Genomic DNA, 22,439 nt, shown 5'->3' on the forward strand with positions numbered 1-22,439 from the left:
TCCTGTCCAGTGCTGCCGGTGGGCGTGGCAGACTGGTGCCATGCTGCTCGACGAGCTCGTAAAAACCGCGGAAGCTGTCGCCGCGACCCGATCCCGGCTGGCGAAGGTGGGGGCCCTTGCCGAACTGCTGCGCCGGGTCGAGCCGGCGGAGATCCCGACGGCGGTGGGGCTGCTCACTGCCAAGCCGCGGCAGGGCCGGGTAGGCGTGGGCTGGCGGGGCCTGGCAGCGGTCAAGGGGGAGCCGGCCACCGAACCAAGCCTCACCGTGGGAGACCTGGATGACGCGCTGGACCGGCTGCTGGCCCTCGCCGGCGCCGGGTCCGCAACGGAGCGCGCAGCGATCCTCCGTGCATTGATGGCTGCAGCAACCGGACGTGAACAGGCATTCATCGCCGGCGTGCTGCTGGGTGAAATGCGGACCGGCGCCCTTGAAGGGGTGTTGACGGATGCTGTTGCCCGCGCCGCAGACCGCCCCGGGGACGCTGTTCGCCGCGCGGCCATGCTTTCCGGTGACCTCGGCGGGACCGCGCTGCTGGCGCTGACGGGCACCGCAGACGAGCTTGCCGCCGTCAGCCTTGTGGTTGGACGGCCCGTGCAGCCCATGCTCGCCGCGACCGCCGGCAGCGCGGAGGAAGCCCTCGTGGCCACGGGGGAGGCCTCCGTGGAATACAAGCTCGACGGCGCACGCATCCAGGTGCACCGGGCAGGCGACAATGTCAGCATTTACACCCGCAACCTCGCCGAGGTGACCCACCGGCTGCCGGAGGTGGTGCGGGGACTGCCCGTGCGCGACGTGATCCTCGACGGCGAGACGCTTGCCCTCGACGAGGACGGCGGACCACGCCCCTTCCAGGAAACCATGTCGCGGTTCGGTGCCGACGCCGCGCGGGCCACCATACTTCACCCCTGGTTCTTCGACGTCCTCCACATCGACGGGCGCGACCTGCTCGACGAGCCGCTGTCCACCCGCATCAGCGTGCTTGAGCGGATTGCTCCCGAGCACCGGATCCCGGGAGAAATCACGGCTGATCCCGACGTCGCGGAACGGGTGTCGCGTGATGCCCTCGCCGCAGGCCACGAAGGAGTGGTGGTCAAGGCGGTCGAATCGGTCTACGCGGCCGGACGGCGGGGTTCCAACTGGGTGAAGGTCAAGCCCGTGCTCACCTACGACCTTGTGGTGCTCGCATGTGAATGGGGCTCGGGCCGGCGCACCGGACTGTTGTCCAACCTGCACCTTGGCGCCCTGGACCCGGAGGGGGAGTTCGGCGAGGCCGGCGCCTACGTGATGGTGGGCAAAACCTTCAAAGGCCTCACTGACGAGTTGTTGCGCTGGCAGACGGAAAGGTTCCAGGAGCTTGAGGTGCGGCGGACGGCTGGCACGGTCTGGGTGGAACCCGTCACGGTGGTCGAGGTGGCAATCGACGGCGTGCAGCAGTCCCCGCGCTATCCGGGCGGCATTGCCCTCCGGTTCGCCCGGGTGAAGCGCTACCGCGGGGACAAGCCGGCGGCGGAGGCGGACACCATCCAGACCCTGCGGGCGCTGTTGCGCCCCTAGCTCCTCCACGAACCAGGGCGTTGTCACCGCTGTTCCGCGGGCGTACCGTGGCGCTTAGGCAAGTCCGCAAGCAACGACGGCGGCGGGCCGGCTGGGGGTGGTATCCACAGAGGAGGCCAGGTGACAGCTGAGACGGGCCTGGACCAGGGCCGGTCGGCGTTCCGCGAGCAGCGTTGGACCGAAGCCTTCGAAAGCCTTCGGGATGCCGACCGGCAGGGCGGGCTTCCGGCCGCGGACCTCGAGCGCCTGGCTACGGCGGAGATCCTGACCGGCAACGCCGCCACTGGGATTGAATCGCTCACCCGGGCCCACGAGGAGTACCTGGTGGTAGGCGACATCGTGGGGGCCGCCAGATGTGCCGCCTGGATGGCCCTGCACCTGATGAACACCGGCGAAAGTGCACGGGCCGGGGGATGGCTGGCACGGGGGCAGCGGCTGGCCGATGAACTTCCCGTGCCGGATGCCGTCCAGGGCTTCCTCCTGATCCCGGCGTGCCTGGGCAAGCTTTACGGCGGAGACCCGGAAGGCGCCCTGATGCTGTTTTCCCGGGCCGCAGAAATCGGCCAGCGGTTCCAGGACAGGGATCTGTCCGCGCTCGCCCTGCTGGGCAGGGGGCAGGCCACCCTTGAACTGGGCCGTCCCGAGGAGGGGCTGCGGATGTTCGATGAGGTGATGGTGGCTGTCACTACGGGGGAATTGTCTGCCGTGCCGTCCGGGATTGCCTACTGCGCCGTGATCGGGAACTGCCAGGTGGCATTCGATCTGGAACGGGCCATGGAGTGGACGGCTGCCCTGGACCGGTGGTGCTCGGCCAGGCCTGACATGGTTCCCTTCAGCGGTCAGTGCCAGGCCCACAGGGCAGAAATCTTCCGGCTGCATGGAGCCTGGGCAGAAGCGCTCGCCGCGGCGGGAATGGCCCAGGAACGCTCCGGCAGGGGTGATCCGCAGGCGCTGTACGGAGGCTACTACCAGCAGGGGGAAGTGCAGCGGCTCACAGGCAATCTGGACGCGGCGCAGGCATCCTTCACCCAGGCGGCGAGCAGCGGGTACGAACCGCAGCCGGGCCTTGCCCTGCTGATACTTGCCCGCGGGGACGCGAAGCAGGCCCAAACCATGATCCGCCGGGCCGCCGGGCTGGCGGACACTGCCACCCGCCGGCATCTGTTGCCGGCACTGGTGGACATCGAACTGGCTGTGCCGGACGTCCAGGCCGCCCGGGAGGCCGCAGAAGAGCTGGCCGCCTTTGCCCGCGACTGCCCCAGGCCGATGGTGCGGGCCGTCGCGAGCCAGGCGGATGGCGCGGTGAAGCTGGCGGAGGGTGATCCGCGAGGTGCCACGCAAGCGCTTCGGCAGGCCTGGCAGCTGTGGCTGGGGCTCGCGGTTCCGTATGAAGCTGCCCGGTGCCGGGTGCTGATCGGACAGGCCTGCCGGGATCTCGGCGACGAAACGTCGGCCGGGATGGAGTTCGAAGCGGCCCATACTGAATTCCTGGGATTGGGGGCTGTGCCCGCCGCCGCCTGGACGGCCTCGCTGATGCGGAAGGACGACGCCGGGACTCCCGGGCCGCTGACCGCCCGGGAAGCGGAGGTGCTCCGGCTCGTCGCCTCGGGCCAGGGGAACCGTGCCATCGCTGCCGTGCTGTTCCTCAGCGAGAAGACAGTGGCCCGGCACATCAGCAACATCTTCCTGAAGCTGGATCTTTCCTCGAGGGCTGCCGCCACCAGGTATGCCTTCGAGCACGGCCTGGCGCCCTGAACCGGACTGCGCAAAATTACCCATTCGCTCCGCCCGGCAATTGCATGGTTTGCCCGACGCGGACCATGCGGCCCCGTCCGTAGCCTCAAAGCATGAACATTCCACTCCTTGCGGGCACCCTTTCCACGGTGCTGTTTGCCGTGGGGATGCTGCCGATGCTGGTGAAAGCAGCACGCACACGGGACCTCGCTTCCTACAGCCTGGGGAACCTGGTCCTGAGCAACCTGGCCAACGCGGTGCACTGCGTCTACGTTTACAACCTCCCGGCCGGACCCATCTGGGTCCTCCACCTCGCCTACGTCCTCGCCTCCGCGCTGATGCTGGCCTGGTGGCTGCGCTACAGGGAAACGGGCGCCGGCGCCAGGAATACGGCGGCAGGGCGGCAGGAAGGTTCAGCCGCAGGCATCCCCGCCAGAACGACAGGAGAACAGCCATGAACAGCAACGACGTGACCGGCATGCTGGACACGATCATCATCGGAGGCGGCCAGGCCGGACTGACCCTCGGCCACCACCTGAAGCAGCAACAACGGAACTTCCTGATCCTCGACGCCAACCAGCGCTCCGGCGACGCATGGCGCCAGCGGTGGGACTCGCTCCGGGTGTTCACTCCCGCCAAGTACGACGGCCTGCCGGGCCAACCGTTCCCGGCGGACCCATTGTCCTTCCCCACCAAGGACGAGGTGGCGGACTACCTTGAAGGCTACGCCGAACGGAACGGCCTGCCCGTCCACCACGGCGCCCGGGTGGAACGCCTGTGGCGCGAAGGAAGCCATTACGTTGCCACCACGAACGGCCACCGCTGGGAGGCACGCAACGCCGTCGTGGCCACCGGGGTGAGCCAGGCGCCCAACGTTCCCGGCTTCGCAGTGGAGTTGGCACCCGCAACGGTCCAGCTCCACTCCAGCCAGTACCGGAATCCCGGGCAGTTGCAGGACGGTCCAGTCCTGGTGGTGGGGCTGGGAAATTCCGGGGCCGAGATCGCCCTCGAAGTGGCCCGGACGCACCCGACGACGGTTGCAGGGAAGCCGTCCGGTGAACTTCCGGTGAAGCACGGCCGGACCGCCGCCCGTTATGCCCTGCCTGTGGTGCGCTTCCTCGGCCTGCACGTGCTCACCCTCGGGACCCCCGTGGGCCGGAAAGCCGCACCCACCTTCACCGCGCACGCAGCGCCGCTAATCAGGACCAAAACCAAGGACCTGGCCGCGGCGGGCGTGCGGGTCGTGCCTCGGATGGCCGGCGTGGAGGACGGGCAGCCCGTCCTGGCGGACGGCGCCCGGCTGGAGGCGGCCAATGTCATCTGGTGCACAGGCTTCCGGGATGACTTCAGCTGGATCGATCCCGGGCTGCTCGACGGCGGCGCGCTGCCACGCCAGCACCGCGGTGTCGCCCTCGATACCCCCGGACTGTTCTTCCTGGGCCAGGAATTCCTGTACGCTGCCGCATCCGCCACCCTGCCCGGGGTGGGCCGCGACGCCCGGTACCTGGCACGGAAGATGCCCCGGTCTGTACCGGCCGCGGAACCCCCGGTCAGCCGCGGGTCCGCCGCAGCTGCCGCCTGAGCGTCCGGGCCGTCGATTCAGGCAGCCGCCTGGTGACCACCCTGTAGAAAAGGAGGACCGCCACGGCGGCTGCCACGATGCCCACCAAATTCAGCAGCAGTTGCAGCGCGGAACCGGCCGCCTTCTGGTACTCACCCAGCACGAGTGCCACCGCCACATACCCTGCCGCCGGGACAGTGGTGACCGAGATAAAGACGCCGATGAGTGCTGCGGAGCGGCGGCCGATGACCGACAGCATTCCGGCGGTTCCGGCGAGCACCGCAACGATCAGCGAATAGGGCCCGGGATGGTAAATGAATTCGACGGCGGACCCAGTGTCGAGGGTGTTGCGGGGGAAAAGCCCGAGGGGAACCGAGAGCCATGCTGTCAGCGCCGCCAGCAGCATGGCGACCGGGAACCCCACGGCCAGCGCTAGGGCGGCGCGCCTGCCCAGCGCCCACTGCCGGCGGGCCAGCGCCACGGCGAGGGCGGCCAGCGGGCCGAATTCCGGGCCCACAGCCATGGCTCCGACGATAGCGATCGGGGAATCGTTCACGATGCCGATCGCTGCCAGCTGCGTGGCCAGCACCAGGAAAGCGAGATAGGACCAGGTCAGCCGTGAGTCCTCGCCCGTTTGGCGGGACACCTCATCCCAGATCAAAGCATCCGCGCCGTCGCCCGGGGCCGCCCGCTCCGCGTCGTCGGCCCGGCGGGACAGGACGAGTTCAGGCATCGAAACAACGATCGAGCCCGCCTCCTGTACTTTAAGGACCTCGAGTTTCTCGAGCAGCTCCTCCACGGATTCCCGGGGTATCTGGACCTCGATCAGGTCGCCCTCCGGCACCACCGAGCCGCCGCGGACCAGCGCCACTTCGGCGGTTCCCGCCTGCTCCCGGCAGGTCCGCAGCGTCACCTCCGACAGTTCCGCGGGGACGCAGACGCGCACCTGGACAATCACTCCGGCTCCCTTCCCTGGTTGGGCCCAGCATAGTGTGATTCGCCTTGGCTGCAGCCGGTGCGTAGGCTTAAGGCTTTGGCCGGCCGGGGATTTGAGGGGTTTTTTTAGTGTCGATTGTGGAAACCCAGGAGACACCCGGCCAGGCCCGCAATGCCTCCGGCCGCCCGCGGAAGGCCACGTTCCGCCCGGAGGTCCAGGGCCTGCGTGCCCTGGCCGTGCTGATGGTGGTTGCCTACCATGTGTGGCTGGGCCGCGTGTCCGGCGGCGTCGACATCTTCCTGCTGGTATCGGCCTTCCTGCTCACGCTGTCCTTCGTGCGGAAAGCCGAGGCCGGGGCCCCCTTCGGGCTCCTGGCGCACTGGCTGCACCTGTTCAAGCGCCTGCTGCCTGCCGCCGTCGTCGTCATCCTCGGTGTCCTGGCCGGCACCTGGCTGATCCTGCCACAGGGCCGCTGGCCCGAAGTCCTCGACCAGGCGTGGGCGTCCCTCCTTTACCGCCAGAACTGGCTCCTGGCCGACGCCGCCGTTGACTACTACGCGCAGGACCACGCCGGGGCGAGCCCGCTGCAGCACTTCTGGTCCCTTTCCATCCAGGGGCAGGTCTTTATCCTCTGGCCGCTGATCTTCGCGGGCACCGCCGGGGTGCTGGTGGCCCTGCGCCGGTTTCACCGGCTTAAGTGGGTGACCTACCGGGGCCTGCTGGCGCTCGTCTTCGGCGCACTGTTTGTCCTTTCACTGGCATACTCCGTGGAGCAGACCGCCACCAACCAGGCCTACGCCTACTTCGACACCAGGGCACGGCTCTGGGAATTCGCCCTCGGATCGCTGCTGGCGCTGGCGCTGCCCTACCTCAAGCCCGGCAGGGCAGTGCGGGTGGTGCTGGGCTGGGCCGGGCTGGTGGCCATGGTCTCCTGTGGGCTGCTCCTGACGGTGGACCGCTCGTTCCCGGGCTACGTTGCCCTGTGGCCCACGCTGGCCGCCGCCGCCATCATTGTCGCCGGGCAGACCGGGAGCCGGTTCGGCGTGGACCGGATCCTCAGCAGCCGCCCCGCCGTCGCCCTCGGCGACAACTCCTACGCCCTGTACCTCTGGCACTGGCCCGTCCTGGTGCTGGCGCTCGCAGCCACCGGCGTCGAGGCGCCGAACCTCACCCAGGGCCTCGGCATCGTCGCAGCGTCGATTGTCCTGGCCGTCCTCACCACCCGCTTTGTGGAAAAGCCGCTGCGTGAATGGCACTGGCCCAAACTGCGGGCCTGGCGCACCGCCGTCGTTATCGCTGCCTGCGGTGCCGTGCTGGCCGGGCCGGTTGCCGTCTGGCAGACCACGCTCACCGAGGAGGAAAGCGCGACGGCGGCCCAGCCCCGCGAGCTCACGCCCGGTGCCCTGGCGCTCACCCCGGAAAACGAAAACTCGCCCGCGCCCAAGGCCCGGACGATTCCGGGACCCACGGCGCTGGACAACGACTGGGCCGGCATCGACACCCCCTGCGCGGGCGCCAACGCCACCAGTGATCCGATCCTCGAGGGCTGCCGGCAGGAGTTGCCGGAAGAGCCGTCGACCAAACGCATCGTGGTGCTGGGCGACTCCCACGCCCAGCAGTACCTCGCCGCGCTGGCGCCGGTGGCCGCCGCCCGGGGCTGGGAACTGGTGACCCTTCTGATGCCTGCCTGCAGGTTCGGCGCGGAGTCTGACACCCGGAACGCCGAGTGCAATGCCTACAACCGCGCCAGTTCCGCCTACGTGATGGAGCACCGCCCGGACGCGGTGTTCACCGTCGCCTCCCTGACCCATGAGGAGGCGCCGTTCGAAACGGAAGTGCCCGGCTACCTCGAAGGAGTCAAGCCGTTCGCGGAGGCCGGTATCGAGATCGTGGGCATCCGGGACAACCCGCGGTTCACGTTCAACATGCCCGAATGTGCGCAGCGGAACGGGGCCAACGCTGCCGCATGCAACCCGTCCCTGAGCGAGTCGCTGGTGGACCCCTCGCCCCTGGAGAATTACCGGGGCAAGCTGCCCGGACTGCACTTGATGGACATGAGCGACTTCATCTGTGCCCGCGGTGTCTGCCCCGCCGTCGTCGGAAATGTGTACGTCTACAAGGATGACAACCACCTCACCAGGACCTACGTGGAAACCATGATCCCCATGTTCGAGCAGCGGCTGCTGGCCGCCACGGGCTGGAGCTGACCCCTCCCGCCCGTCCGGGCCCACCCCCGTCGGGTTCCTCGGGCTGGCCGTGGGGCCAGGGAGCGTGCGGTTGCTCACATTACCCCTGCGGAATAGGGGGATCGGCGCCGAGGTTCTAATATTTACTCAACACTTTCTGCCCCCGGAACGCCGCCCCGCGCGGTTGTCCCGCAGGATCGTCTGCACAGGCCAGTTCCGTAATAACGGGCTGGTCATCGGCTGCAACCCCTACCCGTGACCCAGCAACCAAGGTAAGAGGCGCACTCATGACCGAGCCCGAACACAACCCCTTTGGCTTCATCGGCCTGACCTATGACGACGTGCTGCTCCTGCCGGGCCACACCGATGTCATCCCCTCCGAGGCTGACACCTCCTCCCGGATCTCCAAGCGCATCACCGTGCAGACGCCGCTGCTGTCCGCCGCCATGGACACCGTCACCGAAGCCCGGATGGCCATCGCCATGGCCCGCCAGGGCGGACTCGGCGTGGTGCACCGGAACCTGTCCATCGCCGACCAGGCCGACCAAGTGGACCGGGTCAAGCGCAGCGAATCGGGCATGATCACCAACCCGGTCACCATCCGCCCCGAAGCCACGCTGCGCGAACTGGATGACCTCTGCGCCCAGTACCGTGTCTCGGGCCTGCCCGTAGTGGACGAGGACAACCGCCTGCTGGGCATCGTCACCAACCGCGACACCCGCTTCGTCCCGGAATCAGACTTCCCGCTGCGGCTGGTCAGCGACGTCATGACCAAGATGCCCCTGGTCACCGGGCACGTCGGAATCAGCCGCGAGGAAGCCTCGCACAAGCTGGCCACCAACAAGATCGAAAAGCTGCCGCTCGTTGACGAGCAGGGCCGCCTGAAGGGCCTCATCACCACCAAGGACTTCACCAAGGCCGAACAGTACCCCCTGGCCACCAAGGACGAGGAAGGACGCCTCCGCGTGGGCGCCGCCATCGGCTTCTTCGGGGACGGCTGGGAGCGCGCCATGGCACTGGTCGACGCCGGCGTCGACGCCCTGTTCGTGGACACCGCCAACGGCCACTCCCAGGGTGTGCTGGACATGATCCGCCGCCTGAAGTCCGACCCCGTAGCTGCCCACGTGGACATCATCGGCGGCCAGGCTGCCACGCGCGAAGGTGCGCAGGCACTGATCGACGCCGGCGCCGACGGCATCAAGGTGGGCGTTGGCCCGGGCTCCATCTGCACCACCCGCGTGGTGGCAGGCGTGGGCGTTCCCCAGATCACCGCCATCTACGAATCCGCCAAGGCTGCCATTCCGGCGGGCGTGCCGCTGATCGCCGACGGCGGCCTGCAGTACTCGGGCGACATCGGCAAGGCCCTGGTGGCCGGTGCCGACACCGTCATGCTGGGCTCCCTCCTGGCTGGCTGTGACGAGTCCCCGGGCGAGCTGATCTTCGTCAACGGCAAGCAGTTCAAGTCCTACCGCGGCATGGGCTCCCTCGGCGCCATGCAGTCCCGCGGCAAGAACACGTCCTACTCCAAGGACCGCTACTTCCAGGCCGACGTGTCCGGCGACGACAAGCTGATCCCCGAAGGCATCGAAGGCCGCGTTGCCTACCGTGGACCGCTGTCCTCGGTGGCCTACCAGCTGGTGGGCGGCCTGCGCCAGACCATGTTCTACACCGGTGCGCCCACCATCCCCGAGCTGAAGGCCCGCGGCAAGTTCGTCCGGATCACCTCGGCCGGGCTGAAGGAATCGCACCCGCACGACATCCAGATGACCGTCGAGGCGCCGAACTACGGATCGCGGTAGCCGAGGGTTAAATGCGGGAGGAGGTGGGGAAATTTCCCCACCTCCTCCCGCATTTAAGCCCTCTATACGGTTTGCTGCAGTTCCGGCATCAGCTCCCCGAGGGTCGGGGGATTGGCGCCCGGCCGGCCGACCGTTATCGCGGCGGCCTTCGACGCCGTCCTGCCCAGGGTCTCCAGCACGGACGGCGCGAAGCCATCCGTGCTCCGACAGAGCAGCCCATAGATCAGGGCAGCCATGTACGAATCGCCCGCCCCGATGGTGTCTGACACTTCGGTTGGAACGGCCGGAACGTGCAACCGGGTAACGGGTGTTGCCATCAGCGAACCCCGGCCGCCCATGGTGATCACGGCCAGGCCGGCCCCGAGTCCCAGGATGTGCGCAGCGGCGTCCTCAAACTGCAGGCCCGGGTAGAGCCATGCGGAGTCCTCGTCGCTGAGTTTGACCACGTCCGTCAGGGGAACCAGGCCTTCGAAAATCGCCAAGGCCTCGGCGTGGCTGCCCAACAGTGCCGGGCGGATATTGGGGTCGTAGGAAACCAGGCATTCGCGGTGGGCCTGTTCCAGGAGGCTCCTGACGGAACTGGCTCCCGGTGCAAGGAAACTGGCAATCGAGCCCGTGTGCAGCACCTTGGGAAGGCCGGCCGGGTGTACTGGCTGCAGTTCCCAGGAAACATCGAAATCGTAGCTGGCCGAGCCATCGGCACCCAGCGTTGCCGTGGCGGACGCCGTCCGACCTTCTGATTTTGAACCGGGCAGCAGCGCGACTCCGGCGCTGCTGAGGTGGCGCTCGATCAGGGCGCCGCGTTCGTCGTTGCCGATTGAGGTCAGGAGGCTGGTTCGCACGCCCAACCGTGATAGGCCGTAGGCGACGTTGGCCGGGGAACCGCCGGGGTGCTCCACCGTGCCTTCGGAAGTGCTGATGACGTCGACGAGTGCTTCACCAACGACGATGACATCGGGGGCGTCGGCAGTGGCGCCAGGGCCATTGATTTGGGTCATGTGGGCAAACTTTCGTGAAGAAGGCCGTGGACCTGCCGCCCGGGGCAGGCGAACAGGTCCACGGAGGAAGGCGGGTGGTGGATGTTGAATGCCAGTCAGGCCGTGGCCGCGCCGGTCATGATGGCTACCGCGTCCGTCATGCTGTGCGACGTCGGGGTGATGGTGGCGGCGCATTTGCCGAGGCGCTGGATGTGGATCCTGTCGGCGACGTCGAACACGTGCGGCATGTTATGGCTGATCAGGATGACGGGAAGGCCGCGGTCCCGGAGGTCCCGGACCAGTTGCAGGACCTGGTTCGACTCCCGCACTCCCAGCGCCGCCGTCGGCTCGTCCAGCACCACCACCTTGGAACCGAACGCGGCCGCCCTGGCCACCGCCACGGCCTGCCGCTGCCCGCCCGAAAGGTTTTCGACCGGGACCGTGACATCCTGGAGGGTCGAAATTCCGAGGCGGGTGAGTTCCTCCTTCGCCTTACGGCGCATGCCCTTGGTATCCAGGACGCGGAACACCTTCCCAAGCGGTCCCTGGAGGCGCTCCTCCCGGCCGAGGAAGAGGTTGGACGCTACATCCAGCGCCGGCGACACCGCGAGGTTCTGGTAGACAGTCTCGATGCCATGGGCACGGGCGTCCTGCGGGCGCTTGAAGTGCACCTGCTTCCCGGAGACGTGAAGCTCGCCGGAATCCGGAACTTCCGCGCCCGTCAGGCACTTGATGAGCGTGGACTTGCCGGCTCCGTTGTCGCCGATAATGGCCAGCACTTCACCCGGGTAGAGGTCCAGGCTGACGCCGTCCAAGCCGACGACCTTGCCGAAGGTCTTGACGAGATTGCGCGCCTTAAGGATCGGCTGACGGGTTTCTGTTGTGCCGGATTCAAGCTCGGTGGAGGTCATGACTTCACCTTTCGGATCCACTGGTCGATCGACACAGCGATGATGATGAGGACGCCCACGGCGAGGGTCTGGAACAGTACGTCCAGCCCGGCCAGGGAAAGCCCGTTGCGGAAGACGCCCACGATCAGGGCCCCCAGGAGGGAACCCCAGACGGAACCGCGGCCGCCGAAGAGGCTGGTTCCACCGATCACGACGGCGGTAATCGAGTCGAGGTTCAGGTCCACACCCGCGTTGGGGCTTGCCGCATTGGTGCGGCCGATCTGGATCCAGGCGCCCACCGCGAGGACTGCGCCCGCTGCAAGGTAGACACTCATCAGGACGCGGTTCACGGGGATACCGGCCAGCCGGGCCGCTTCCTTGTCGTCGCCGACTGCGTAGACGCGCCGTCCCCACGCGGTCTTGCCCAGGATGAAGGCTATGGCCACGTAAAGCAGGAGCATCATCACCACGCCGGTCGAGATGCGCACGGGCCCTACCGGGAAGGTGCTGCCCATCCAAGTGAGCAGCCCAGGCATGCTGGAGCCGCGGACAGTGGAACCACCCGAGTACAGCAGCGTCAGCGCGATGAAGATGTTCAGCGTTCCCAGGGTCACGATGAACGGCGGAAGCCGGAACCTGGTCACCAGGAAGCCATTGGCCGCACCTGCTGCCAGCCCCACGACGAGTCCGCCCAGAAGCGCCACCGGCGCGGGAATGCCGTTGTTGACTGCTAGTTGTGCCACCACCATGGAGGACAGGATCATCACGGCGCCCACAGAGAGGTCGATCCCTGCCGTGAGGATGATGAGGGTCTGCGCGATGGCCAGCGTCCCGACGACGGAAACCTGCTGGGTGATCAGGGAAAGGTTCTCGAACCTGAGGAAACGGTCATTGAGGAGGCCGAAGACCACCACCGCGACGAGCAGCACGATTGCCGGGCTGAGCGCCGGGTAGCGGTGCAGGACATTACGGATCCGGCTCAGCGGGGTCTGGCGGTCGAGGAATTCTTCGGCCAGGTCGGGTCCGGTAACTGGCGGGCCGGCAGTCTGTTGCTTGGTCACAATTGCTCCTGTCACAGTCCGTCCTTACTTGCCCCAGCAGATCTGGGTGGCGTCACCGGTGGTGATGCTCTTGACACCGTCAGCGGCCTGGTCCGTGACCAGCTCGACGCCGGTGTTGTAGAAATCCAGGCCGGGCGAGTTTTCCGGCTTGTTGCCGGTCTTGGCGAGGTCCACAATGGCTTTCACGCCGAGCTCGGCCATCTTGACCGGGTACTGCTGGGCGGTGGCGCCAATGACTCCGGACTTGACGTTATTGACGCCCGCGCAGCCGCCGTCAACGGAAACCACGAGTACGTCCTTTTCCTTGCCGGCGGATTTGAGGGCCTCAAAGGCGCCTGCCGCTGCGGGTTCATTGATGGTGTAGACGACGTTGATGTTCGGGTTCTTAGAGAGCAGTGTTTCCATGGCGGTCCGCCCGCCGTCCTCCGCGCCTTGGGAAGCCTGGTTCCCGACGATCTCGTAGTCGCCGCCCTTGCCGCCGGTGTACTTGCCGGCTTTGGCTTCGTCGCCGTTCTTTTTCTTGTCGGCGGTGTCAATGCCAAGGCCGGTCAGGAAGCCCTGGTCCCGGTTGTAGTCGACGGAGACAACCTTGTCGTCGAAGAGGTCGATCAGGGCGATGGTGGCTTTCTTGCCCGCCAGCTGGGCGGCGGTCCACTTTCCGATCAGCTCGCCCGCCGCGAAGTTGTCGGTGGCGAACGTGATGTCGGCGGCGTCGGCCGGGTCTGGCGGAGTGTCCAGCGCGATGACAAACAGTCCGGCGTCCTTTGCCTTCTTCAGGGCGTCCACAACGGACGGGCCGTTGGGCGTGATGAGAATGCCCTTGTCGCCCTTGGAGATGGCGTTTTCGATCGCCTGGATCTGGGTGTCTTCGTCGCCGTCAGCCTTGCCGGCGGCGAGCTTGAGATCCACGCCGTCTGCTTCTGCCGCTTTCTTGGCGCCATCCTGCATGGAAACGAAGAAGGGGTTGGACGTGGTCTTGACGATCAGTGAGACACCGACCTTGTCGGAGGAGGCGCCGGCGCTGGATCCGGCGGACGAGGTGCCGCCGCAGGCGGAGAGGCTGAGGGTGCTGAGAGTCAGGACTGCGCCGGCAGCGAGGAAGCGGGCGGCAATGGTCCGCGGGGTCTTGGAACTCAACATTGAATCTCCTGTGTTAGGGCACGTACCGTGCCTGACAACGATGTCATGGCCCATGTAATCAACGTCACAAGGTAGAGTCAAGCGTGAATCAATGATGAAGAGCGAGGTTTTGACAACGATGTCTAATCGTTACCAATCTGGGGTCAATAAGAATCGTCCCACCATGCGTGATGTGGCGGCGCTTGCAGGAGTTGGCATAAAGACCGTTTCCCGGGTGGTGAATGAGGAGCCCGGTGTTTCTGAGGCGACCCGCCAGCGGGTCCTGGGAGCTTCGCGGCAGTTGAACTACCAGTTGGATATGGCGGCGGGAAGCCTAAGGCGCGCCGGGCGGAAGACCCTGTCCATCGGCCTGTTGCTCCCGAGTGTTGCCAACCCGTTCAGCAGTGAGATCCACCGCGCGCTGGAGGACGCGCTCACTGCGAGGGGCATAGCCGTATTCGCGGCGAGCATCGATGACGATGCCGAGAAGGAAAAGGCCTTGGTAGCCGCATTCCTGGGCCGCCGGGTCGATGGCCTGGTGGTCACACCGATCGCCAGGAGCCAGGCTTACGTCATCCCGGAGCACTCCCGCGACTTGCCCCTGGTCTTTATCGACCGCGAGCCGGTGGGCATAGAAGCAGATGCCGTGGTGACGGACAACGCGGCCGGTTCCGCCCGTGCTGCAGCCCACCTCCTCGAGCACGGGCACACCAGGGTGGCCTACCTTGGCGACCGGCCGGATATCCAAACGGCCAGGGAACGGCGAAGGGGCTTTATCGAGGAGCTGGGCAGGGCCGGCGTCGCAACGTCCACCATCCCGGTCCGCGAGGGCCTACATGACGAGGAATCGGCCCGGCTGGCCGCACACGAACTCCTCAGCTCAGGCAATCCGCCAACAGCCATCTTCTCCAGCCAGAACCTCGTGACATTTGGCGTGATGAGGGCGCTCAGGGAACGGGGTGAGAATCATCGAGTGGCGCTGGTAGGCTTCGACGATTTTACGCTCGCCGACATGATGGAGCCGGGGATTACCGTCATTGCCCAGCACCCCGAGCGGATCGGGAAACTGGCCGCGGAGCGGCTGCTCGCCCGCATGGACGGCGACGAGTCTGCTCCGCAGACTTACGTCGTCCCCTCGGAACTCATCGTGCGCGGTTCGGGAGAACTGCCGCCGTCGACCTGAACCACCGCCAGTGGCGCACCGTGCCCAAACCCCAACCACCCGAAGAAAGAAGGAACCCATGACTAAGACCCTGTATGCGGAATTCACCGTTAAGCCCGGCCGCGAAGAACGCGTCGCCGAGATGATGCGGGAACTGACCGAACATGTGCGCCGTGAGCCCGGTAACGAGCTCTTCATCCCCTACACGCGCGAGTCCGATCCGCGCAAATACTTTGTGTTCGAGGTGTACCGTGACGACGACGCCTTCCAGGAACACATCACCGCAGAATACGGTGCCACATTCAACGCCGAACTGGCTGGGCACATCGAAGAGGACGGCTCGGTCCTGACCTGGTTGCAGCCGGTGAAGTAGTTTCACCCGAGCCTTGTTCGACAGGCTCAGCCACAGAACACCTGTGGCTGAGCCTGTCGAAACCTCAGCGCTTAGCCCCGGGCCTTCCCTCCAGCCTTCAGTGCGTGCAGGGAGTCGAGGAACATGGCTTGCCTCAGCGGCGTGACGGTGATCGATTTCAGGTACGCCGTCCCGCCGTCGGCGAACAGGGCCACCTGGTTGGCTCCCTCTGCCGGGAAGACCTGATCGGTGATTGTCCTCAATCCGCCCTGGGCGAAGACTTCCACGGAGGACCTGTCCACATAGACACGGAGGGTCACGTTTCCCTGGGCGTCAACACTGGCCGGTGCCGAATCGAGGGACGTGAACAACGGGTGGAAGCCCACATTGCCTGAGTTTCCGCGGTCGATGTAGAGCTCTTTCGTGGCGGCGTCATAGCCGATGGCAGTAGACGATGAACTGTTCCCGAGCACTGTGATCCCGGACTTGGCTGCTGTCCCTGGAGCGAAGGTGACATCGATCCGCTGCACATCTCCTGACGCGGAGGACGGCAGGATGTGCGTGCCCGGCGCGATGGCCTCGTCTTTGCTGCTCTGGTAGCTGGGTGCGAGGGCAAGTCCGTCCACCTGCTTCACAGCCTGCTGCGTGAGCCGCGGACCGGCCGGCGTCTGCGTCAGGCCAACCTCGCGGGGCAAAGACATGGCGCTGCGCCACGGGGAAGTGGGGATGCTGTTGGCGTAGTCCCAGTTGTTCATCCAGCCGAGCATTACACGCTTGTCGTCCGGCATATTGCCGAATGAAACGGAGGCGTAGTAGTCACGGCCATAATCCAGCCAGTCATAGGAATTTATGCGAGGCGAGGCAGGCTGTGCGGAAGCCATGAATTCGTCGGCGAGGATATGCCCCCAGCCGAAGCGGTTGTTGTCAACAACATTGATGTGCGCGGAGCGGCCCCTGAACTCAGCCACGTTCCACGATGCCCAGTCCAGAACCTCGCTGTTAGCGCCAGTAGCGGTCCGCACCACTTGGCCGTCCACCACGAGGTTCACCGTAGTTTCGTCGGAGCGGGGCACGGCGGCCTGGTCAGTCAGCATGACGTGGTCGAGCGTGAGGTGCCCCCAGCCACCCGTCGCCTGATCTACTATTCGGAGCTGGGCCTGCCTGCCCGTGAACTCAGATACGTCCCAACCTTTCCAGTTGAGCTGTCCGGCGTCGTCTCCTGAGAGGGTGCGCACGACGTTCCCGTCCACCAGCAGTTGGGCCTCCAGTACCTGCCCTGTCTCCGGACTGCGGTGTCCGCCGCCCACCAGCAGGTTGATGAAGTTCCTCGTCAGTGTGAATTCGGGCGAGGTCAGCGTACCTTGCCGGTCATCTCCCGGAGCGGCGCCGGTTTCAAAGGTGTTGATTCGTTTGGCGCCGATGAAGTAGTCGCCTCCGGCCGTGGCGGGCTGATATGACGGCGCGAGGTCGCCTGTCCCGGTCCAGCCGGCCTCTGCCAGGCTATTGCCGTCCGGGACCTCGAAGCCGTTGAACAACAGGTCTCCTGGCGGCGGCGAGTTGTCGAGCTTGTTGGAGACCCGCGGATGCTGGCCTCCGCCGACCAGGAAGTTGATGTAGTCGCTGTCCACGGTGAAATCGGGCGAGGACATGGACCCCAGAGGCCAGTCGCCGTCGTTGAAAGAGTTGACCAGGCCGGTGCCGACGAATCCGCCCACGATGTTCTGGCCTGGCAGGGTTCCCGAGGCCGGAGCATCCCCGAAGGGCCCGTTCTTCCAGTTGCCGGGTTCATTGCTCACGGTCCAGCCGTTGTACGTGCCGTCGTTGAAGTCCGCGATGGGTGTGCCGGCGGGCAGGGCATCGCTGGGTTTCGTGGTGTCCGAGGTGAAGGTGGTGCCGTCGAAGTCGCCCACGAAGTACTGGCCTGCGGAGCCGCCCGCGACGCCGCCGGGGTTGATGTTGACCACCATGACCCATTTGACATTGCTCGGGTCACCGTCAACGGCCAGCGGGAAGAGGTCGGGGCATTCCCAGAGTCCGCCCGTGGCGTTGGCCGGCCCGAATTCGCTCAGTGCCGTCCAGTCTTTGAGGTTGGTGGACTTGTAGAGCAGTACCTTGTGGTCCAGAGCCTCCACGGCCGTCATCACCCAATAACCGCCGCCGTCGGACGTGCTGTACCAAAATACCTTTGGATCGCGGAAGTTGGCTGAGTTCCTGTTGAGGACAGGATTGGCACCGTACTTGGTCCATGTTTGCCCGTCATCCAGGCTGTAGGCCAGCGACTGGGCCTGCCGCCCCCGGTGCGGCGAAGCGTCCTTGTACGCGCTGGTGTAGATGGCTACCAGCGGTGGTTTCCCCGCAGTCCCGAAACCGGATGAATTGTTCGTGTCCACCACGACGCTGCCCGAGAAAACGTCTTCCTGGTCATCCGTGGGGATGGCCAGGGGCTGCTCCTGCCAATGCACCAGGTCAGTGGAGGTGGCATGTCCCCAGGACATGTTGCCCCAGGTATTCCCTGAGGGGTTGTGCTGGAAGAAGAGATGGTAGACCCCCTTGTAGTAGACCATCCCGTTGGGATCGTTCATCCAGTTCTTTGCCGGCGAAAAATGGTACGCGGGCCGGTAGGGCTCCTGGCCCAGGGCGCTTCCTGTGGTGGTGACGGTAGGAGGATTCCCGTCGGACTTATCTGCTATCGCCGGCCCGCCGCCGGCCAATGTTCCCGCCAGCATCGACCCTGCCAGGGTGAGCGCCGAAAAGACCCGGATGCTTCTACTTTCTTTCCTGTGCATATTGCTGAAACCGCCCTTCGTTGCGCGTTTCGAAATTGACAACGATGTCATACGTCGCCGAGCGTAGGTTAAGTCCGGAAGACAAGTCAATGAAGGCCGCCGCTCCAGCAGCCTGCTGAGCGACACAAGTTTCTTGTTTGCAAATTCGACACCGTTGTCAAGATCGTCAATATAGCGTTCACTCTTGAGCGGTCATGCACATCGGGTAACTGTCCATCCGGGGGACGGCAGGGACATATGACGGCGGCGTGCGGCCGGCCAGGGCGTCCCGCCGCGGGGCACCCTGGCTCCGCAGACGGGCTGCAGCTTTGAATGTCGGTGCCTCGTTGGATGATGTTCGTATGGGAATCAGCAGCGGCGCAGTGAGCGGCTCAGGGGCGGGGATGGCGGGTGTTCATGCCTCTGTTGCCGCCCTTGACGCGCTGTTCCTGGAGGAGGCTGCGCTTGCTTCCGCTGGCGCCGACGGTGCCGGCGCTGGGGTGGATGTGTTGCAGCGGCAGTACGAGATCCGGCTGGAGCGGCTGGCCGGGTATTCGAAGCTGGAGTCAATGATTGCCGCCGCTAAAGCGCAGGACGCGGCCGACTGCATCCGGATCCAGCAGGCCATGACGCCGCCGGAGGCGTCCGTGCCGGAGCGCACCTACGCGGAGATGTCGGTGGTGGAGGAGATTGCCGGGGTCCTGGCCATGAGTTCCGCCTCGGCCGGGGCGTTCGTCCGCGAGTCGCAGCAGGTCTGTTCGCTGCCGCCGGTCATGGACGCACTGGCCGCCGGGGCCATCTCGTGGCAGCACGCGCGCGTCGTCGTGGATGAAACCGAGGGCCTGAGCCCTGCCGGGGCGGCCTCGTTGGTGGCGCACTTTTTCGACCCCCACGCCCCGAACCCTGCCCGCGGCGCCGCACCCGGGAAACTCGTCCCGGCACGGTTCCGGGCCAAGGCCCGCGCCTGGCGGGAACGCCACCACCCCGAATCGATCGAGACCCGCCACACCAAAGGAGCCGCCGACCGGCGGATGGAATACCGCCCCGACCGGGACGGCATGGCCCGGGTGACGCTCTACCTCCCCGGCGACACCGCCTCCGCGATCTGGAACCGCACCACCGCCACCGCCCGCGGCCTGCAGGGACCCGACGAACCACGCACCCTCACCCAACTCCGCCCCGACATCGCCGCCAGCCTGCTCCTCGGCGCCGGAAGCTCTCCCCACTCGGGCAACACAGACCCCGGCAAGGTCCCCACACCGAGGGCCGACGTCCTGGTGATGGTTCCGGTGCTATCCCTCCTCGGCCTCACCGAGGAACCCGCCGAACTCGACGGCCACGGGCCGATCCCCGCCTCCATGGCACGGCGGCTGGTCGCAGACGGCGCCGACTCCTTCTACCGCGTCCTCGTCGACCCCCGCGACGGGGCGCCACTGGAAATCGGCCGCAGAAGCTACCGGCTTCCGGAGACGATCAAGCGCTGGATCAGGATGCGGGATGGCAAGTGCACCTTCCCCGGCTGCACCAACCGATCACTGGACAACGACACAGACCACCTCCAAGCCTGGCACAACGGCGGAGAAACCGGCGCTTCCAACCTGGGACAACTCTGCCCCAAGCACCACCGGCTCAAACACCACAGCGGCTGGACCCCCACCCCCACCCCCGCCACCACCAACGAACCACCCGGCTGGACCTCACCCACCGGCCGCCACTACAACCCCGAACAACACGACCCCAAACCAACCCACTGGCCCCCGGGGATACTCCCAGGGAAACGAAGCCTCCTGGAAGAAGCACTCCTCCAGCACCTCGCCGTGTGCTGACGGCGCTAGGCTGATTCCATGCCCCCAGCACGCCATCCGGCGGAAATGACCCCCAAGCGCGATCCGCAGCGGCGGCTGGCCCTGAAGCCCTACGCCCGGGCCGTGGCGCAGGTCCTCCGTGTCAGTTTCCGCGCATCTCCGGGCGCCGTGGTGATGAAGGTGCTCGGCTCGTTGATATCGGCCGTTCTGCCGTTGGTCACCACGTTTTTCGCGTCCCTCACCACAACGGCATTGGCTGCGGCCTATTCCGGCGACACCGGTGCGGGGCGCCTGGCCATCGTGTACGTCATCGTCACCGCCGCGCTCGGCCTGTTCTGGGGCGCCTTCAACAGCGTGGACCGCTACATCCAGCAGCTAATGAGCTTCAAGGTGGGGGCCATCGTGGGTGACCAGATGTACGAACGCTTCCTCGCCCTTGAATTCTGGCGCTACGACGACAAAGAGACCGTGGACCTCTACGACCGCGCCAAGAGGTTCTCGGACTCCTATGCCCGCGTCCTGGACCGGATCGCTGCCATCTTTACCCAGCTTGTGTCGGTCATCCTGGCCATTGGCGCCCTGCTGCTGGTGAGCTGGTGGATCGCCGTGATCGTCCTGGTTGCCATCGTGCCCAGTGTGTACCTGCAGTTCAAGCTGTCCCGGGAGCAGATCGCGCACTGGAACACCCAGGTGGATTCCCGCCGGCAGCGCCGGATGATCGAAACCAACCTGCTCCGGCCGCAGCACATTGCCGAGATGAGGCTGTACGGCATCGTCAGCTTCCTCATGGACCTGAGGGCTCGCCTGCGGGACGCCGACGAGCGGCGCCGCCTCGACTACCAGCGGCGGTACATTCCCAAGCAGCTGGCCGCAGACGCGCTCCAGTACGGTGCCGAGGTGGTCTCGCTGATCTGGGTGGTGGGGCAAATCATCGCCCGTGCCCAGCCCGTGGGACAGTTCCTCTATGTCCAGCAGATTGTCAGCCGCGCCCTGTCCACCGCCAATAATCTGGTGTCATCCCTCAGTTCGATCGACGAGGACCTGGCGAACCTGAAGGACTATGAGCTGTTCATGGCCATGCCCGTGCACTCGGAACATGCCCCGCCGCTGCTGGAAGCGCCCCGGGAAATTGAGCTGAAGGACATCCGGTTCACTTACACCGGCAGTGACATCGAAGTGATCCGGGGCATCAGCATGACCATCCGGAAGGGCCAGCACATCGCCATCGTGGGCGAGAACGGCGCAGGAAAATCCACCCTCATCCGTATCCTTGCCGGACTCTACCGTCCCGACTCCGGGCAGGTGCTGCTCGACGGCGTGGACCTCGCCGCCGTCGACGTCACCTCCTGGCACCGGCACCTGGCGGTCCTCAGCCAGGAGTTCCTCAAGTACGAGTTCGCCACGGCGGCGGAAAACATCTACTTCGGTGATGTGGAGGCTCCCCGGGACGACGCGCGGATCCGGCGGGCAGCCGCCGACGCGGAGGCGCTGGACTTCATCAACAAGCTCCCCAACGGCCTGGACAACCACGTCAGCAACTGGATGGAGGATCCGCGCGGGCGGAAGGGGAGCGGCCTGTCCGGCGGACAATGGCAGCGGCTCGCCATGGCCAGGAACTTCTACCGCGATGCCTCGTTCATGGTGATGGACGAGCCCACGTCCGCCATCGACGCCCTGGCCGAACACCGGATCTTCACCAGGCTCTTCGCCGACCGCAACAGCACCATCATCGCCATCAGCCACCGGCTCGCGACGATCGAAAAAGCGGACATCGTCTACATGCTGGAGGACGGCAGGATTGTCGAGCAGGGCACGCACAAGGAACTGGTGGCCCTGCGCGGCAGATACTTCCGGATGTTCGAGTCACAGCTGACGGTCGAGGAACCGTCAGGAACCTAGGCTTCCACCACCGTCGTGCGCACCCGCGCCACGCTGGGCCGCGGCGGCACGCTGCTGAAGCCGAATGTCACGGCCGGCCGGATGGGCGCCAGCGTTCCCGCGTCCTCACCTTCCCAGGTGACGACGGCGGAGGTGACGCGGTGCAGGTCGCTCACCCCGTAGTACTCCACCCTGCCGCTTCCGGCCGTTCCGTGGGTGCGGGCCCCCGGGGCGGCCACCGCAGCCAGCGGACTGACGGCGGAAAGCCAGCGCGGATGGACTGCGAGCCCGCGCGGCACGACCCGCAGTGCGGACCCAAGCAAGGTCCTGGCTCCGGTCACGGCCCGGATCACCAGTGGGCCGGCGTCGACCACCAGCGCGTGGTCCGCAAGCGCGGCGGAAAGCTCAACCACCGTCACCTCGTCAAAGCTGTAGGTGCCGGAGATAAAGGCGGCCACTTCTTCCGTGGGTGCCAGCAGTTGCCGGTGTCCCGAGGGCTGCTGCACCATGACGTCGGCGAAGGGCCCAAAGGCGGAGTTCCGCCATATCCCCACCACCGCCCGCAGGCCCGACGACGTGCCGATGCCTGCGATGTGGCCATCGAAGATCCAGCGTTTGCCCATCAAGCCACTGTAGCGAAAGGCACTGCAGCCGCTGG

At 66.2% G+C, this 22,439-nt stretch carries 17 protein-coding genes; 10 read left to right on the plus strand and 7 right to left on the minus strand.

Translation table 11 applies throughout. From position 1 onward, the window contains the following. The first annotated feature begins 40 nt into the window (after window positions 1–40). From K4G53_RS15465 to K4G53_RS15480, 4 genes are all read left to right on the plus strand, one after another. Window positions 41–1,555, plus strand: coding sequence for an ATP-dependent DNA ligase (locus tag K4G53_RS15465; RefSeq protein WP_221386528.1), 1,515 nt, complete (start codon window positions 41–43; stop codon window positions 1,553–1,555). A gap of 120 nt (window positions 1,556–1,675) precedes the next feature. After that, the gene (locus K4G53_RS15470; RefSeq protein WP_221386529.1) at window positions 1,676–3,310 is read left to right on the plus strand and encodes a helix-turn-helix transcriptional regulator; all 1,635 of its coding nucleotides are present in this window, start codon (window positions 1,676–1,678) and stop codon (window positions 3,308–3,310) included. 92 nt (window positions 3,311–3,402) lie between these two features. Further along, on the plus strand, window positions 3,403–3,747 hold the full coding sequence (locus K4G53_RS15475; protein ID WP_221386530.1) for a hypothetical protein: 345 nt from the start codon (window positions 3,403–3,405) through the stop codon (window positions 3,745–3,747). Next, the gene (locus K4G53_RS15480; protein WP_221386531.1) at window positions 3,744–4,871 is read left to right on the plus strand and encodes an NAD(P)/FAD-dependent oxidoreductase; all 1,128 of its coding nucleotides are present in this window, start codon (window positions 3,744–3,746) and stop codon (window positions 4,869–4,871) included. The genes K4G53_RS15475 and K4G53_RS15480 overlap by 4 nt, the downstream gene beginning before the upstream one ends. Here the strand turns inward: K4G53_RS15480 and K4G53_RS15485 are convergent. Then, a complete protein-coding gene (locus K4G53_RS15485; protein WP_221386532.1) occupies window positions 4,840–5,808 on the minus strand; it encodes a DUF389 domain-containing protein in 969 nt (322 codons plus the stop codon). The genes K4G53_RS15480 and K4G53_RS15485 overlap by 32 nt on opposite strands. A gap of 113 nt (window positions 5,809–5,921) precedes the next feature. Between K4G53_RS15485 and K4G53_RS15490 the strand changes: the two genes are divergently transcribed. Beyond that, entirely contained in the window at window positions 5,922–7,994 is a 2,073-nt protein-coding gene (locus K4G53_RS15490; protein WP_374226177.1) for an acyltransferase family protein, read from the plus strand. A 266-nt stretch (window positions 7,995–8,260) separates the two neighbouring features. Next, on the plus strand, window positions 8,261–9,772 hold the full coding sequence (gene guaB / locus K4G53_RS15495) for an IMP dehydrogenase (RefSeq protein WP_221386533.1): 1,512 nt from the start codon (window positions 8,261–8,263) through the stop codon (window positions 9,770–9,772). A gap of 62 nt (window positions 9,773–9,834) precedes the next feature. On the opposite strand, the gene K4G53_RS15500 is transcribed toward guaB, so the two are convergent. From K4G53_RS15500 to K4G53_RS15515, 4 genes are all read right to left on the minus strand, one after another. After that, complete coding sequence (locus K4G53_RS15500) at window positions 9,835–10,770, minus strand: carbohydrate kinase (RefSeq protein ID WP_221386534.1); 936 nt, start codon at window positions 10,768–10,770, stop codon at window positions 9,835–9,837. Window positions 10,771–10,865: 95 nt separating this feature from the next. Next, window positions 10,866–11,660 carry an ATP-binding cassette domain-containing protein gene (locus K4G53_RS15505; RefSeq protein ID WP_221386535.1) on the minus strand — a complete coding sequence of 265 codons (795 nt, stop codon included), beginning with the start codon at window positions 11,658–11,660 and terminating at the stop codon, window positions 10,866–10,868. Next, window positions 11,657–12,700, minus strand: coding sequence for an ABC transporter permease (locus tag K4G53_RS15510; RefSeq protein WP_221386536.1), 1,044 nt, complete (start codon window positions 12,698–12,700; stop codon window positions 11,657–11,659). The genes K4G53_RS15505 and K4G53_RS15510 overlap by 4 nt, the downstream gene beginning before the upstream one ends. Before the next feature lie 24 nt (window positions 12,701–12,724). Further along, window positions 12,725–13,840 carry a substrate-binding domain-containing protein gene (locus K4G53_RS15515; protein WP_221386537.1) on the minus strand — a complete coding sequence of 372 codons (1,116 nt, stop codon included), beginning with the start codon at window positions 13,838–13,840 and terminating at the stop codon, window positions 12,725–12,727. A gap of 163 nt (window positions 13,841–14,003) precedes the next feature. Between K4G53_RS15515 and K4G53_RS15520 the strand changes: the two genes are divergently transcribed. Then, window positions 14,004–15,002, plus strand: coding sequence for a LacI family DNA-binding transcriptional regulator (locus K4G53_RS15520; protein ID WP_221386538.1), 999 nt, complete (start codon window positions 14,004–14,006; stop codon window positions 15,000–15,002). A gap of 58 nt (window positions 15,003–15,060) precedes the next feature. Then, window positions 15,061–15,354 carry a putative quinol monooxygenase gene (locus K4G53_RS15525; protein WP_221386539.1) on the plus strand — a complete coding sequence of 98 codons (294 nt, stop codon included), beginning with the start codon at window positions 15,061–15,063 and terminating at the stop codon, window positions 15,352–15,354. A 71-nt stretch (window positions 15,355–15,425) separates the two neighbouring features. Here K4G53_RS15525 and K4G53_RS15530 read toward each other — a convergent pair whose 3' ends face one another. Then, window positions 15,426–18,119: a GH32 C-terminal domain-containing protein gene (locus tag K4G53_RS15530; RefSeq protein WP_260323620.1), complete on the minus strand. Its 2,694-nt coding sequence runs from the start codon at window positions 18,117–18,119 to the stop codon at window positions 15,426–15,428. 341 nt (window positions 18,120–18,460) lie between these two features. On the opposite strand from K4G53_RS15530, the gene K4G53_RS15535 reads away from it, so the two are divergent. Both K4G53_RS15535 and K4G53_RS15540 read left to right on the plus strand, forming a co-directional pair. Beyond that, window positions 18,461–19,924: an HNH endonuclease signature motif containing protein gene (locus tag K4G53_RS15535; protein WP_260323621.1), complete on the plus strand. Its 1,464-nt coding sequence runs from the start codon at window positions 18,461–18,463 to the stop codon at window positions 19,922–19,924. An 18-nt stretch (window positions 19,925–19,942) separates the two neighbouring features. Further along, on the plus strand, window positions 19,943–21,802 hold the full coding sequence (locus K4G53_RS15540) for an ABC transporter ATP-binding protein (RefSeq protein ID WP_221386540.1): 1,860 nt from the start codon (window positions 19,943–19,945) through the stop codon (window positions 21,800–21,802). On the opposite strand, the gene K4G53_RS15545 is transcribed toward K4G53_RS15540, so the two are convergent. Further along, on the minus strand, window positions 21,799–22,404 hold the full coding sequence (locus K4G53_RS15545) for a hypothetical protein (RefSeq protein WP_221386541.1): 606 nt from the start codon (window positions 22,402–22,404) through the stop codon (window positions 21,799–21,801). The genes K4G53_RS15540 and K4G53_RS15545 overlap by 4 nt on opposite strands. Window positions 22,405–22,439: the final 35 nt, after the last annotated feature.

Source organism: Arthrobacter sp. MAHUQ-56 (genome assembly GCF_019710585.1).
Lineage (GTDB): Bacteria > Actinomycetota > Actinomycetes > Actinomycetales > Micrococcaceae > Arthrobacter.

Excerpts from the sequence above, each read along its gene's own strand:
- K4G53_RS15475 (WP_221386530.1), top strand. The coding sequence starts at position 3,403 with ATGAACATTCCACTCCTTGCGGGCACCCTTTCCACGGTGCTGTTTGCC.
- K4G53_RS15520 (WP_221386538.1), top strand. The coding sequence starts at position 14,004 with ATGCGTGATGTGGCGGCGCTTGCAGGAGTTGGCATAAAGACCGTTTCC.
- K4G53_RS15535 (WP_260323621.1), top strand. The coding sequence starts at position 18,461 with ATGGGAATCAGCAGCGGCGCAGTGAGCGGCTCAGGGGCGGGGATGGCG.
- K4G53_RS15480 (WP_221386531.1), top strand. The coding sequence starts at position 3,744 with ATGAACAGCAACGACGTGACCGGCATGCTGGACACGATCATCATCGGA.
- guaB (WP_221386533.1), top strand. The coding sequence starts at position 8,261 with ATGACCGAGCCCGAACACAACCCCTTTGGCTTCATCGGCCTGACCTAT.
- K4G53_RS15515 (WP_221386537.1), bottom strand. The coding sequence starts at position 13,840 with ATGTTGAGTTCCAAGACCCCGCGGACCATTGCCGCCCGCTTCCTCGCT.
- K4G53_RS15530 (WP_260323620.1), bottom strand. The coding sequence starts at position 18,119 with ATGCACAGGAAAGAAAGTAGAAGCATCCGGGTCTTTTCGGCGCTCACC.
- K4G53_RS15465 (WP_221386528.1), top strand. The coding sequence starts at position 41 with ATGCTGCTCGACGAGCTCGTAAAAACCGCGGAAGCTGTCGCCGCGACC.
- K4G53_RS15545 (WP_221386541.1), bottom strand. The coding sequence starts at position 22,404 with ATGGGCAAACGCTGGATCTTCGATGGCCACATCGCAGGCATCGGCACG.
- K4G53_RS15500 (WP_221386534.1), bottom strand. The coding sequence starts at position 10,770 with ATGACCCAAATCAATGGCCCTGGCGCCACTGCCGACGCCCCCGATGTC.
- K4G53_RS15525 (WP_221386539.1), top strand. The coding sequence starts at position 15,061 with ATGACTAAGACCCTGTATGCGGAATTCACCGTTAAGCCCGGCCGCGAA.
- K4G53_RS15540 (WP_221386540.1), top strand. The coding sequence starts at position 19,943 with ATGCCCCCAGCACGCCATCCGGCGGAAATGACCCCCAAGCGCGATCCG.
- K4G53_RS15505 (WP_221386535.1), bottom strand. The coding sequence starts at position 11,660 with ATGACCTCCACCGAGCTTGAATCCGGCACAACAGAAACCCGTCAGCCG.